This is a genomic window from Streptomyces olivochromogenes (assembly GCF_021538895.1).
Classification (GTDB): Bacteria; Actinomycetota; Actinomycetes; order Streptomycetales; family Streptomycetaceae; genus Streptomyces; species Streptomyces olivochromogenes_A.
Genome location: NZ_JADDRL010000182.1, coordinates 1 through 12,109, shown reverse-complemented (window position 1 = coordinate 12,109; position 12,109 = coordinate 1). Strand labels below are relative to the sequence as shown.

General features: G+C 71.0%; 10 protein-coding genes. 3 read left to right on the top strand and 7 right to left on the bottom strand.

Translation table 11 applies throughout. The annotated features are described in order from the left end of the window. Nucleotides 1-533 precede the first annotated feature (533 nt). Nucleotides 534-2,186 carry a DUF4192 domain-containing protein gene (locus IPZ69_RS44270; RefSeq protein ID WP_235460574.1) on the bottom strand — a complete coding sequence of 551 codons (1,653 nt, stop codon included), beginning with the start codon at nucleotides 2,184-2,186 and terminating at the stop codon, nucleotides 534-536. A gap of 140 nt (nucleotides 2,187-2,326) precedes the next feature. Here IPZ69_RS44270 and IPZ69_RS44265 point away from each other — a divergent pair, with 140 nt between their 5' ends. Further along, nucleotides 2,327-4,492 (top strand): RecQ family ATP-dependent DNA helicase, encoded by a 2,166-nt coding sequence (locus tag IPZ69_RS44265; protein ID WP_235460573.1) that lies wholly within the window; start codon nucleotides 2,327-2,329, stop codon nucleotides 4,490-4,492. 283 nt (nucleotides 4,493-4,775) lie between these two features. Beyond that, a complete protein-coding gene (locus IPZ69_RS44260; RefSeq protein WP_235460572.1) occupies nucleotides 4,776-5,396 on the top strand; it encodes a hypothetical protein in 621 nt (206 codons plus the stop codon). A gap of 418 nt (nucleotides 5,397-5,814) precedes the next feature. Here IPZ69_RS44260 and IPZ69_RS44255 read toward each other — a convergent pair whose 3' ends face one another. The 3 genes from IPZ69_RS44255 to IPZ69_RS44245 form a co-directional block, all read right to left on the bottom strand. Beyond that, nucleotides 5,815-6,339 (bottom strand): hypothetical protein, encoded by a 525-nt coding sequence (locus tag IPZ69_RS44255; RefSeq protein WP_235460571.1) that lies wholly within the window; start codon nucleotides 6,337-6,339, stop codon nucleotides 5,815-5,817. 68 nt (nucleotides 6,340-6,407) lie between these two features. Beyond that, complete coding sequence (locus tag IPZ69_RS44250; RefSeq protein WP_235460570.1) at nucleotides 6,408-7,109, bottom strand: ribonuclease HII; 702 nt, start codon at nucleotides 7,107-7,109, stop codon at nucleotides 6,408-6,410. 82 nt (nucleotides 7,110-7,191) lie between these two features. Next, nucleotides 7,192-7,815, bottom strand: a complete 624-nt coding sequence (locus tag IPZ69_RS44245; protein WP_235460569.1) for a TetR/AcrR family transcriptional regulator — start codon at nucleotides 7,813-7,815, stop codon at nucleotides 7,192-7,194. A gap of 184 nt (nucleotides 7,816-7,999) precedes the next feature. On the opposite strand from IPZ69_RS44245, the gene IPZ69_RS44240 reads away from it, so the two are divergent. Continuing rightward, a complete protein-coding gene (locus tag IPZ69_RS44240) occupies nucleotides 8,000-9,547 on the top strand; it encodes an MFS transporter (RefSeq protein ID WP_235460568.1) in 1,548 nt (515 codons plus the stop codon). 391 nt (nucleotides 9,548-9,938) lie between these two features. Here IPZ69_RS44240 and IPZ69_RS44235 read toward each other — a convergent pair whose 3' ends face one another. The 3 genes from IPZ69_RS44235 to IPZ69_RS44225 all read right to left on the bottom strand — a co-directional run. Continuing rightward, nucleotides 9,939-10,859 (bottom strand): ADP-ribosylglycohydrolase family protein, encoded by a 921-nt coding sequence (locus IPZ69_RS44235; protein WP_235460567.1) that lies wholly within the window; start codon nucleotides 10,857-10,859, stop codon nucleotides 9,939-9,941. Between the two features lie 12 nt (nucleotides 10,860-10,871). Beyond that, nucleotides 10,872-11,531, bottom strand: a complete 660-nt coding sequence (locus IPZ69_RS44230) for a histidine phosphatase family protein (protein WP_235460566.1) — start codon at nucleotides 11,529-11,531, stop codon at nucleotides 10,872-10,874. 119 nt (nucleotides 11,532-11,650) lie between these two features. After that, a partial coding sequence (locus tag IPZ69_RS44225) for a DUF4937 domain-containing protein (protein ID WP_235460565.1) occupies nucleotides 11,651-12,109 on the bottom strand: 459 nt, incomplete at its 5' end.

Sequence of the window (12,109 nt, the reverse complement as noted above, 5' to 3'; positions counted from 1 at the left end):
GGGCGGGCCGGCGGATGTCGGCGACGGCGACGACGGCGACCAGGCTTGCGGGGTCGAGGGGCGGGCCGGTTCGCCCGTGCCTTCCGGCCGTAAAGAGCTGGTGCCGCCCGGTGGGAGGGGTGCGGGACTGCCCGGGGTCGGGCAGTCGGCGACGGTGGAAGGCGGAGTCGGCTGATGCATCGGGCGATTTCTTCTGCGCTCTGTGCGCCTCGGTCGCACTCGGCGCCAGGCGGAGGGACAACTGACGTGCGGCGGCGCGGCCCGTCCGGGCGATCCGCCACACAGGTGAACGGAACGGGACTCTTCCTGGTCACGCCTCCCTTCGGGGGAGCCGACCAAATGGCCGTCACACGGAAGGGCTCCTGTGCCCTTCATGCCGGTCCGTCGTCGCCGGAGGAGTGACAGCGGGCCGCCCGCGACACATCGGGCCCACGGGATCAGGATTTGGACCCACGTGGAGCGTCGGGCCCATGGGGTCCGGGGTCCTGGAGACCACTCGATCCGGTGGAGGCCGGGTGCCGAGCCGCCGTGGCTCATACGTCCCCCGCGGTGCCGTCACTGCCGGATCGGGCGCCTCCCGATGCGGTGTCTCCACGCCGCTTCTCGCCCTTCTCCTCCGCTCGTGTGCGGGAGCCGCTCGGTTTTCCGGAACCGGGGCGTGGACGACCCGCGGCGGGGGTGCACGGATGCCTGCGGCCCGTCCGGGGCGGCCGGGACTCCTCTCCTTCCGGTCGGAGACGGCCGGCGGCGCCCTCGGTGGGTCGTACACGGCGCCTTCGGCGGGTGCCGGGCTCCGAGGCACACGGACGAGGCGGAGCGACGGCCTCCTCACTACCGGTCTTGCCTTCGGACTCCTGCCCGGTCTGCTCTTCGGGCCCGGCGTCAGCGCCGCCCGCACGTTCGGCGCGCAGGCAGCGGCGGATCGCCTCGGGGTCCAGGCCTTCGTTGCAGGCCTGATGGAGGAGGCGGGCGAAGAGGTAGTCCGGGTCTGCGCCGAGCGCCATCGCCAGGGCCTCCCTGGCTTCCAGGTCGTCGCCGGTCGACCAGGCGACCCAGCCCGCCAGGGTGAGCGGCGCGGCGGCGTGTTCGCCGTACGGTCCGACGCAGCGGCGGGCCAGAGCACGCCACAGGCGCAGGGCCGGACCTGCTTCGTCTTCCTCCATCCACGCGGCGGCCCGATCCCGCGTCGTACGGTCCTGCAGGCCGAGGATGAGCCTTGCCGCCTCCTCGTGCGTGAGCAGTCCGTCGTCGCGGAGGTCCAACGGGAGCGTGCCGGACACGGGCGGCGCCGCGGCGAACCGGCTCAGGGCTTGTTCGGCGAGGGCGAGGGTTTCCCGGGCCACGTCGGCGCGGGTCGCGTCGTCGAGGATCCGGGGCACCATGGCCATGCCGACGGTGTCCAGGGCGATCTCCTGCTCCAGCGCGGCGGAGATCTCCCAGGGGAGCAGCCTGGCCCGCAACTCGCGCAGTGTGCCGCGCACCTGGACACCGGCGTAGGTGGCCGCGGCCGCCAGTACGGAGGTGCCGGGCAGGCCCATCGGCGCTCCGTCGTCCGGGCAGCATCCCTTGCTCGGGCAGCAGTACGACCAGAATCGACCGTCCGAGATGCACAGTGCCTCGACGACCGGTACGTCGAGGTGGCCGCACTCGGTGCGCAGCAGTTGGGCGAGCGGGCGAAGGCGCCGCATGACGTCCTGGCCGGACTCGCCCTGCGCCGGTTCGGAGCAGACGTAGGCGACCATCTGCTCGGGCCGGGCGCCCCTGCGCTCGCTGCCGGACACCAGGCCTTGTGCCAGCTGCCGGGCGGCCGATTCCCAGTCGTCCGCGCTCGTGGGGATGCCGAGCCGGGCACGACCGCCGAACCGGCCGCGTCCGCCGTGGTCGTGGAGGGCGACCAGCACGATGCTGTCCTCGGGGCGGTACCCGAGCAGATACGGCAGCGCGTCGGCCAGTTCGGCCGGGGTGCGCAGGGTGACCTGGTTTTCGTGCGCGGACTGCGGGCGCGGCAGGACCGGCCCGACACCCGCGACGTGCCGGGGGTCGGCCCCCTGCCCGGTGTCTGCTGCACGCCGGGCGTCAGGCCCGTGCCCGACGCCCTCGACGTGCCCGTTGTGCGCGTCGTGCACGTCACGTCCCGTGATGTCACCGTTTTCGGAGGGTCCAGCGGTTTCGCCGTGATTCGTCATGCGGAGACGATCTCGCGGATGCCAAGATTCCGCTTGAGCCTGTGGATAAGTCCGATCAAGGACACGACAACCGGGCCGCCGAGCCCGCTCTCCGTGCCACGGACGCCCGGATGTCAGTCCCGTCCTGTTGGATGGAACGCATGGAGCACACGAGCAACGCGGACCTCCGGGCACAGGCCGACTCCGTCCTCGCCCGTCTCGTCGGGGACGCCACGGGCACGGCCCGGCTGCGGGAGGACCAGTGGCGGGCGATCGAGGCGCTGGTCGCCGACCGGCGCCGGGCCCTGGTCGTCCAGCGCACGGGCTGGGGCAAGTCCGCGGTCTACTTCGTGGCGACCTCGCTGCTGCGGAGCCGGGGAAGCGGGCCCACGGTGATCGTCTCGCCGCTCCTCGCGCTGATGCGCAACCAGGTGGACGCCGCCGCCCGCGCCGGAATCCACGCCCGCACCATCAACTCCTCCAACACCGAGGAGTGGGACACCATCCAGGCGGAGATCGCGGCCGGCGACGTCGACGTCCTGCTCGTGAGCCCGGAGCGCCTGAACAATCCCGACTTCCGCGACCAGGTCCTGCCCAAGCTGGCCGCCGCGACCGGACTGCTCGTCGTGGACGAGGCGCACTGCATCTCCGACTGGGGCCACGACTTCCGCCCCGACTACCGGCGGCTGCGCACCATGCTCACCGACCTGCCGCCAGGCGTACCCGTACTGGCCACCACCGCCACGGCCAACGCCCGCGTGACCGCCGATGTCGCGGAGCAGCTCGGCACCGGCGGCGCTTCGGACGCGCTGGTGCTGCGCGGCCCGCTGGACCGGGAGAGCCTGAGCCTGGCCGTGCTGCGGCTGCCGGACGCCGCGCACCGCATGGCGTGGCTCGCCGATCACCTCGACGAGCTACCGGGTTCCGGGATCGTCTACACGCTCACGGTCGCCGCCGCCGAGGAGGTCACCGCCTTCCTCCGGCAACGCGGGCACACCGTCGCGTCGTACACGGGAAAGACGGAGAACGCCGAGCGGCAGCAGGCGGAGGAGGACTTGCTCGCCAACCGGGTCAAGGCCCTGGTGGCCACCTCGGCACTCGGCATGGGCTTCGACAAGCCCGACCTCGGTTTCGTGGTGCACCTCGGCTCGCCCTCCTCCCCCATCGCCTACTACCAGCAGGTGGGCCGTGCCGGGCGCGGCGTCGAGCACGCCGAGGTGCTGCTCCTGCCGGGCAAGGAGGACGAGGCGATCTGGGAGTACTTCGCCTCGCTCGCCTTCCCGTCCGAGGACCGGGTGCGCCGCACGCTCGATGTCCTGGGCCGGGCGAACGGTCCCCTGTCGCTGCCCGCCCTGGAACCTCTGGTGGAGCTGCGTCGTTCACGTCTGGAGACCATGCTGAAGGTCCTCGACGTGGACGGGGCGGTTCGGCGCGTCAAGGGCGGCTGGGTCGCGACCGGACAGCCGTGGGCGTACGAGGCCGATCGGTACGACTGGGTGGCGCGGCAGCGGAAGACCGAGCAGCAGGCAATGCGCGCGTACGCGTCCACGACGGACTGCCGTATGGAATTCCTCCAGCGGCAGTTGGACGACGAGGGCGCCAAGCCGTGCGGGCGCTGCGACAACTGCGCGGGTGCACGCTTCTCGGCGGACGCGTCCACGGCCGCGCTGGACGCCGCGCGGGTCGATCTGGGCCGGGCGGGCGTGGTGGTGGAGCCGCGCCGCATGTGGCCGACGGGACTACCGGCGATCGGCATTGATCTCAAGGGCCGCATTCCGGCCGGTGAACAGGCTTCGCCGGGGCGTGCGTTGGGGCGACTGTCGGACATCGGCTGGGGCAACCGGCTGCGCCCGATGTTCGCGCCGCAGGCGCCGGACTCACCGGTGCCCGACGACGTGGCGCAGGCCGTGGTGGGCGTGTTGGCCGACTGGGCCAAGGGGCCCGGCGGCTGGGCCTCCGGCGCGGACGACGCGCAGCCCCGCCCGGTGGGCGTGGTCACCATCGCCTCGCGCACGAGGCCGCGGTTGATCCATTCCCTGGGGGCGCGCATCGCGGAGATCGGCCGGCTGCCGCTGCTGGGCTCCGTGGAGTACGCAGGTGAGGTGTCGCGGGTCTCACGCAGCAACAGCGCGCAGCGGCTGAAGGCACTCGACGGCGCGTTGACCGTCCCGCCGTCCCTCGCCACCGCGCTCTCCGAGGCCCAAGGGCCCGTGCTGCTCGTGGACGACTTCACCGAGACCGGCTGGACCCTGGCCGTCGCGGCCCGCCTGCTCAGGAAGTCCGGTGCACAGGGGGTGTTGCCGCTGGTCCTGGCGGTCCAGGGTTGATGCCGTGCCGCGCGTCGGTGCCGCCCCGCAACCTGCGTACGAACGTGTCCCGCTCGAACGTCTCATGTGTGCTGGGGCGCCACCCTGGGGAGGGATATAAGCCACGCACCACCAGATAACAGTCGGTGGCCCCAATTGCTCGTTGCCGCATCCAAGTTCGACAGGAAGAATTGAGGTCCGCTCCCCGCACGGCTCGTCCGTGATCCGGTTGGGCTCTGCTGCGGTGCGCGTCCCCCGAATCCGACCCCGCCCGCAGTATGGGCGCGTAGCCGAAGGGAGGAACGTGACCTTCGGATTCGCTCCGTCCTCGGCGGCATCGTTGTCGACGTCCGCGTCCGCCGTTTCCGCCAGCCGCCTGCTTGAGCCCGCCGAGTGGGCCGCCGCCGGGATCCCGCTGCTGCGCAACCCCCGTGAGGTCGTCAGCGGCCTGCACACCCGGCACCGTCCCCGGCCCGCGACCGCGGTCGTGGCCGTCCTCGATCCGGAAGAACGGCTGTTGGCCAGCGCGTCGTTCACCCGCCGCACCGCGCCGGCCGACGGCTGGATGTTCCGCAACGCGCTGCTCGCCCAGCTGCGCCGGGTCATTCCGCACGATCTGCGGCGCCGCACACCGATCCGCACCGCCGTACTGCTCTACTGCCGCGAGGGGGACGCGCGTTGGACGGAGGAGGACGGGGCGTGGATGTGGGGGCTGCGTGACGCCTGCACGCTGCACGGGCTGCGCTGCGGGGCGTACATCACACTGACCCATGACGGCTGGCAGGTGCTCGGCGAGGGCCGCGGCGGCCGCCGCCCGAACGTGGACTCGGCGCCGGAGCCCTTCTCCACCTCGGAGGCCCCGCCCCCGCCGCTGCGCACCGGCGGCGCCGCCTCGGACGTCCTGCGCCGCGTGGCGGCCCGCTGACGATCGCCCATGTGCGCTCACCCCGGCCCGGACGACCGTCCCAGCCGGGTGAGGGCATGCGTCACCGCGAACCCGAAGCCGGAACACCGGCCGGAGTGCGCCGACGCGGTGCCCTGCCCCTCCGGACAGCGGGCCGGGCAGGCTCGTACGACGCCCTCGATCGCGACTGAGCACGCGGCGGCCGCGGCACGTACACAAGGCCATGGGGTACGACGCCGAGCCCTGGCTCTCGACGACGGCGCCGGGACCAGAGCCGGTCGCACACGGCGACCGCGCGGCAGCCCGCCGCACGACCGCCGCTCCGCACCGGAGAACGGCTCCCGCACTTTGTGCGGGCATGCCAAAAGCCCCACCGTGCTGGTGCCGCCGTGGCGGCGCCTACGTCACCCCCGGTGCCACCGGAGGTGCCGGACGCGACTCAGACGCCCGCGCCCAGCACCGAGTTGATCTGCTGCGGGTCGCCGCAGACGATCAGCAGTGCACCGGCCCGGGTGTGGGCCAGCGGGAGGGCGGTGGCGGCAGCGGCGTCGGAACCGCCGTTGACGGCGACCACGACCACGGGACGGGACGCGGCACGGGAGGCCATGTCGGCGCCCGTGTAGAACACGTCGTCGCCCGCCTCGTGCTGCGCCCAGTAGGCGGCTTCACCGAAGGACAGCTCGTGGGTGGCCCACGGGTGCTGTTCGCCGGTGGTGATCACCAGGACGTCACCGGGGGCACGGCCGGACTCCAGAAGCAGGTCCACTGCTTCCTCGGCGGCGTCGAGCGCACCCTCGGCCGAGGCCGGGATCAGCTGAATCTGCGGGCCCGCCGCGGCTGCGGCAGCCGCGGGGCGGGGGCCGGGTACGGGACGAGGGGTCGGCGCGGTACGGCCACTGGCCGGAGTGACGCGGGGACCCTGGGCACTCTCGTGAATCTGAGGCTCCTCGGGAATGAGAGGCATGAGCTGTTATTTATCAAACGCTGGTGCGGCTCGCGCGACCGGGTTGCACAACAGTGCGAGCGGAATCGTCAGAAATCGAAGCCGAGCTGACCCTCGATCTCCGGAACGTTTCCGTCCGCCCAGCTACGGACCTTCTTGAGGTGCCGCCACTGGGGCAGCGCATCAAGATACGCCCACGACAAGCGGTGGTACGGGGTGGGGCCCCGCTCCTCCAGTGCGGCCTTGTGCACGGGCGAGGGATACCCGGCATTGTCCGCAAAACCGAAGTCTGCATGGTCGATACCCAGTTCGGCCATCATTTTGTCGCGCTGAACCTTGGCGAGCACCGAGGCCGCCGCCACCACGACGCACGACCTGTCACCCTTGATCACCGTTCGGACCTTCCAGGGGGCACCGAGGTAGTCGTGCTTCCCGTCGAGGATCACCGCGTCCGGGCGGACCGGCAGGGCATCCAGGGCGCGCATTGCCGCGAGTCGCAGCGCCGCCGTCATCCCCAGGTCGTCGATCTCCTCCGGAGAGGCATGACCCAGGGCGTAGGCCGTCACCCACTTGCGCAGTTCCTCGGCCAGCTGCGTCCGTCGCCTGACGGTGAGCAGCTTGGAGTCGGTGAGTCCCTCGGGGGGCCTGCGAAGACCGGTGACCGCCGCGCAGACGGTGACGGGGCCGGCCCAAGCACCCCGCCCCACCTCGTCGACACCGGCGATGACCTTCGCTCCGGTCGTGGCGCGAAGGGAGCGCTCGACGGTGTGAGTAGGTGGTTCGTACGGCATGGCGCCCTTAGCCTACGCCGCCGCGATCCCCGAGCGACACCCCGGCCTGCCCGACCGGTCCGGGGGCCTTCGCAGGGCTAGTTCACGGGCGGACGGGGCGCAGCAGCGGCACCATCAACTGGTCGATCAGCTCTTCGAGATCCCGATCGCTCCATTCACTGGCGCACATCTTGCTGCGGTACATCATCATCGCCGGAATGGCGTCGAAGACATAGCCGTTCGCGGCGTCGGAGCGAACCTCTCCTCGGTCTATCCCGCGCGTGATGACCTCGCGCAGAAGCTTGATGGTCGGCTCCACGACCCCTTCGAAGATCACACCGTGGAAGCGCTCGGCCTGTCTCGGATCGCACTCGTGAATAACCGCGCGGAGCGCGAAACCGGGCCGCGAGAACATCGCCCGGCGCACCTGGCCGCACAGCTCCAGCAGGTCCTCGCGCACGGCCCCGAGATCGGGCGCGTCCTCCAGACGCGGCAGTCCGGCCTGCAGGGCGTCGGCGACGAGGTCCTCCTTGGACGGCCAGCGGCGATAGACCGCCGCCTTGCCGGTCTGGGCGCCGGCGGCGACACCCTCCATCGTGAGGCCCTTCCAGCCGACGGTGCTGAGCTGCTCCAGGGCGGCATCCAGGATCGCGCGTTCGAGTACGGCGCCGCGCCGGCGAAGGGAGGCCGTCGGAGCGGGCGCGGCCGTCCAGCGCGAGGTAACCATCTGACGTTCTCCAGCGAAACAGGGGAAGCGGGGATTCCGGGGCGAGGGGCACGTCGCGCGGCAGCAAGGGGGACGCGACACGACGGGCAGTTAAGTGAACGCTTGCGTTCTCTGTTGGGGACTCACTACCTTTGACGGGACAGTGAACGCGAGCGTTCACTAACACCTCTGTGGGGGACCCATAGTGACAACCTCTCAGCTGATCCAAGACGAGAAACCACGCACGGCCCGCCGGGAAGGACACCCCGGCATCGCGCTCACCGTCATCGCGGCCTGCCAACTCATGGTGGTACTGGACGCGACGATTGTGAACATCGCACTCCCGCACATTCAAGACGCGCTCAAGTTCAGCACGACGGACCTCACATGGGTGGTCAGCGCCTACACCCTCACCTTCGGAGGCCTGCTCCTGCTCGGTGCGCGAGCCGGTGACATCCTCGGCCGGCGCCGAGTGTTCATGAGCGGCATCCTGCTGTTCACCTTCGCCTCGCTGCTCGGCGGGCTGGCCCAGGAACCCTGGCAACTCCTCGCCGCTCGCGCCCTGCAGGGCGTGGGTGGCGCGATAGCGTCGCCGGCCTCGCTGGCGCTCATCGCCACCACCTTCCCCGAAGGCCCGGAACGGAACCGGGCCTTCGGCGTCTTCGCGGCCGTGTCCGCGGGCGGTGGAGCCATCGGCCTGCTCGCGGGCGGCATGCTCACCGACTGGCTCGACTGGCGCTGGGTGCTCTTCGTCAACGTGCCCATCGGCATCCTCATCGCCACGCTCACGCCGCTCTACATCAACGAGTCCGAGCGGCACCCCGGGCGGTTCGACATCGCGGGCGCGCTGACCTCCACCCTGGGCATGGCCTCGCTCGTGTACGGCTTCATCCGGGCCTCCGAGGACGGCTGGCGCGACAGCCTGACCCTCGGATCCTTCGGCGCCGCGGTGGTCCTGCTGCTGGCCTTCGTGTTCATCGAGACACGGGCCAAGGAGCCGATCACCCCGCTGAAGATGTTCGCCGACCGCAACCGGTCCGGCACCTATGTGATCATGCTGAGCCTGGCCGCCGCGATGTTCGGCATGTTCTTCTACATCGTCCTGTTCGTGCAGAACGTGCTGGGCTACAGCCCGATCAAGGCCGGTGTGGCCTTCCTTCCGGTCACGGCCGCGATCGCCGTCGGCGCGGGTCTGTCGCAGCGGTTCCTGCCCACGCTCGGCCCCAAGCCGTTCATGATGGCCGGCTCGGCGCTCGTCGTGATCGGGCTCACCTGGCAGGCCTTCATCACGCCCGACAGCTCCTACGTCGGCGGAGTGCTCGGTCCGATGCTGGTGTTCGGGTTCGGCATGGGCCTGAACTTCGTGACGGTGACCGTGACGGCGGTCTCGGGTGTCGCCCAGCACGAGGCAGGCGCGGCGTCCGGCCTGCTCAACGCCACGCAGCAGGTGGGCGGTTCGCTGGGGCTGTCCATCCTGACCACGGTCTTCGGCACGGCCAGCAGGGACGAGGCGAAGAAGCAGCTGCCGAAGTTCCTCGCCAACGGCACGCCGGAGCAGAAGGCGGAGTTCGCCAAGACTCACCAGTTGCCCGCGCCCTGGGGACACGAGGTGCTCGCCCACGGCATCTCCACGGCGTTCATCCCGGCCGCCGCGATGGCCGTACTCGCCCTGACCACCGCCTGGCTGGTGATCAAGGTCCGCAAGAGCGACCTCGAAGCGCTCGCCGGGTCGGTGGGCGCGGGAATCGGCTGACCCGACCGGGTCCGCGCAGAACCGCGGACGGCCGGACCGTGCCCCGAGGACAATCGGCGGGGGCAACGGTCCGGCCATCCGCACACCGGCCACCAAGACCGACCGCAAGACAACCGACAGCCACAACCACAGCGGCGACGCCACCCTCACCGGCGCCGACGCCGGCACTCGCACCAGCCCCGCCCCGGGCACCAGCACCAGCACCAGCACCAGCACCAAGAACGACATCACCGCACCCCCTGCCCCGAGCGAGCCCTCTCCCCTGCGCGCACCACCCACGGGCCGCACAACCGATGCCCGAAAAACGGGCAACCGTCACACAGAGTTCCCGACGAACACGGAGAGTTTCAAAGGTGCGGCGATCGCAGCCCCACCTACGGCAGGGCGAACGTCACCCGCCCGCAGCCACCCAGCCCGGCAGCGCCTCGGTCCGCTCCGCCCACTCGGTGGGCGGCGTCCCGGCCTTGCCCGCCGCGAGCACGCCGCCCACGATCGCGCAGGTGGTGTCCACGTCCCCGCCGACCTGGGAGGTCGTCCAGAACGCCGTCTCGTAGTCACCGAGGGCGCGTGCGGCCGACCAGAGGGCGAAGGGGACGGTGTCATGGGCGCTCGTACGCCGACCGCAGCCCAGGACGGCCGCGACGGTGCCGGCGTCGCCGTAGTCGAGCATGTCCCGGGCGCGTCGCAGGCCCGCGCCCACGGCGCTCTTCGGCACCAGCGCGATGACCCCGTCGAGGAGAGCCTCGGCGCTCGGCGGGCCGCCGGGTGCGGCGGCCAGCGCGGCGGCCGCGGCGACGGCCATGGCGCCGACGACGGCCTCGCGGTGCTGGTGCGTGGGGTACGCCGAGATTTCCGCCTGGTGGGTCGCCTGCTCCGGGTCGTCCGCGTACCAGGCGCCCAGCGGCGCGATCCGCATCGCGGCACCGTTGCCCCAGGACCCCTGCCCCTTGAACAGGGCCGAGGCCAGCTCACGCCAGTCGCCGCCCTCCCGGACGAGCCGCAGCAGCCGGTTGACCGCCGGGCCGTAGCCCCGGTCGAAGTCGTGGTGCTCGGCGAACGAGAGGGCCAGCGCGTCCTGGTCGATGCGGTGGTGGGCGGCCAGGACGGCGACCACGGAACAGGCCATTTCCGTGTCGTCCGTCCACTGCCAGGAGCCGGACGGCAGCTCGCGCCGCTTCAGCAGCGGATAGTTCGCCGGGACGAAGAACTGGGAGCCGAGCGCGTCGCCCACCGAGAGGCCGCGCAGGCTGGACAGGGCGCGTTCCAGGCGCCCGAGAGAAGAGGATTCAGGGGAAGAGGAGTCAACGGTCATCGCCCTGCCACTCTATCCGGTGACCCAGTACGGCAGCGGGTCCCGCCAGCGCTCGAAGGGCCGGTCGAGCGTGTACTTGCCGTCCTCCCCGAGAACGAGCATGCGCATCTCGGCGTTCCCGGGGTTGGACAGCGACTCGAATTCGGCGACCGTCCAGTGGAACCAGCGCATGCAGAACAGCCGCATGGCCAGGCCATGGGTCACCAGCAGCACGTTCGGCGGGTGGTCGGGGGCCTCGAAGCTGCGGAAGAGGCTCTCCAGGAAGCCGCCGACCCGGTCGTACACGTCGGCGCCGGACTCTCCCTGCGGGAAGCGGAAGAAGAAGTGCCCGTACGCGTCCCGGTAGGCCTTCTGGAGGCGTACGTCGTCGCGGTCCTGCCAGTTTCCCCAGTCCTGCTCGCGCAGCCGGGGCTCCTCGCGCACCCGTATGAGGTCGGGGTCGAGGTGGAAGGCGCGGAAGGTCTCGTGCGTGCGGCGGTACGGGGAGACGTACACGCTGACGCGCTCCCGCCCGAAGATCTCCCGGATCCGCTTGCCGGTCTCCTCCGCCTGCTGCAAGCCCCGCTCGGTGAGGGCCAGGGCGTGGTCGGGTTCACGCTCGTACACGGAGTCATCAACATTGCCCGTTGATTCGCCGTGCCGGACAAGGACGATGCGCCGTGGTCGTGCCATGCCAAAACCCTAGATCGGGTTACGCCCGATCGAGCACTCGCAAGGGCTTCATACGGCGTACGTCACACGAATCCCGCACCACGGATCACACAACGGCACACCCTTCACGCCTCCGGACGTCACACCGTCCAGGTCGATTCCAGCTCCACGATGTCCCCCGTGAGGGCGGCGACGTCGGCCTCCGTCTGGGCCCGCAGGGCAAGGCGTTCGATGCGCTCGGTGCGGTATTTGCCGTGCTCGGCGGCCGACCGCCACATGGACAGGACCAGGAACTCGTGCTCGGGTGCCTCGCCGAACATCCCGCGGATCATGCCGGGCGAGCCGGCCATGGCGGGGTTCCACACCTTCTCCTGCATCAGGGTGAAGTGCTCGACGCGCTCCTCGTGGATGCGGCACAGGGCCACGCGGATCAGGTCGGTGTCGGTGAACCGCGGCTCGAACCCGGTCTTCACGTCGAACCGGTACTCGAACAGTTTCACCTGCGCGTCCTTGAACGTGCCGAACTGCGACGTCGCCAGCCGGTCGTGGGAGCGGGCCATGAACGAGTCGTAGAAGGCGCGGCTCTCCCAGAAGGCGAA

Coding starts and splice junctions, on each gene's coding strand:
- IPZ69_RS44270 (WP_235460574.1), bottom strand. CDS start 2,186: ATGACGAATCACGGCGAAACCGCTGGACCCTCCGAAAACGGTGACATC.
- IPZ69_RS44255 (WP_235460571.1), bottom strand. CDS start 6,339: ATGCCTCTCATTCCCGAGGAGCCTCAGATTCACGAGAGTGCCCAGGGT.
- IPZ69_RS44230 (WP_235460566.1), bottom strand. CDS start 11,531: ATGGCACGACCACGGCGCATCGTCCTTGTCCGGCACGGCGAATCAACG.
- IPZ69_RS44265 (WP_235460573.1), top strand. CDS start 2,327: ATGGAGCACACGAGCAACGCGGACCTCCGGGCACAGGCCGACTCCGTC.
- IPZ69_RS44245 (WP_235460569.1), bottom strand. CDS start 7,815: ATGGTTACCTCGCGCTGGACGGCCGCGCCCGCTCCGACGGCCTCCCTT.
- IPZ69_RS44235 (WP_235460567.1), bottom strand. CDS start 10,859: ATGACCGTTGACTCCTCTTCCCCTGAATCCTCTTCTCTCGGGCGCCTG.
- IPZ69_RS44250 (WP_235460570.1), bottom strand. CDS start 7,109: ATGCCGTACGAACCACCTACTCACACCGTCGAGCGCTCCCTTCGCGCC.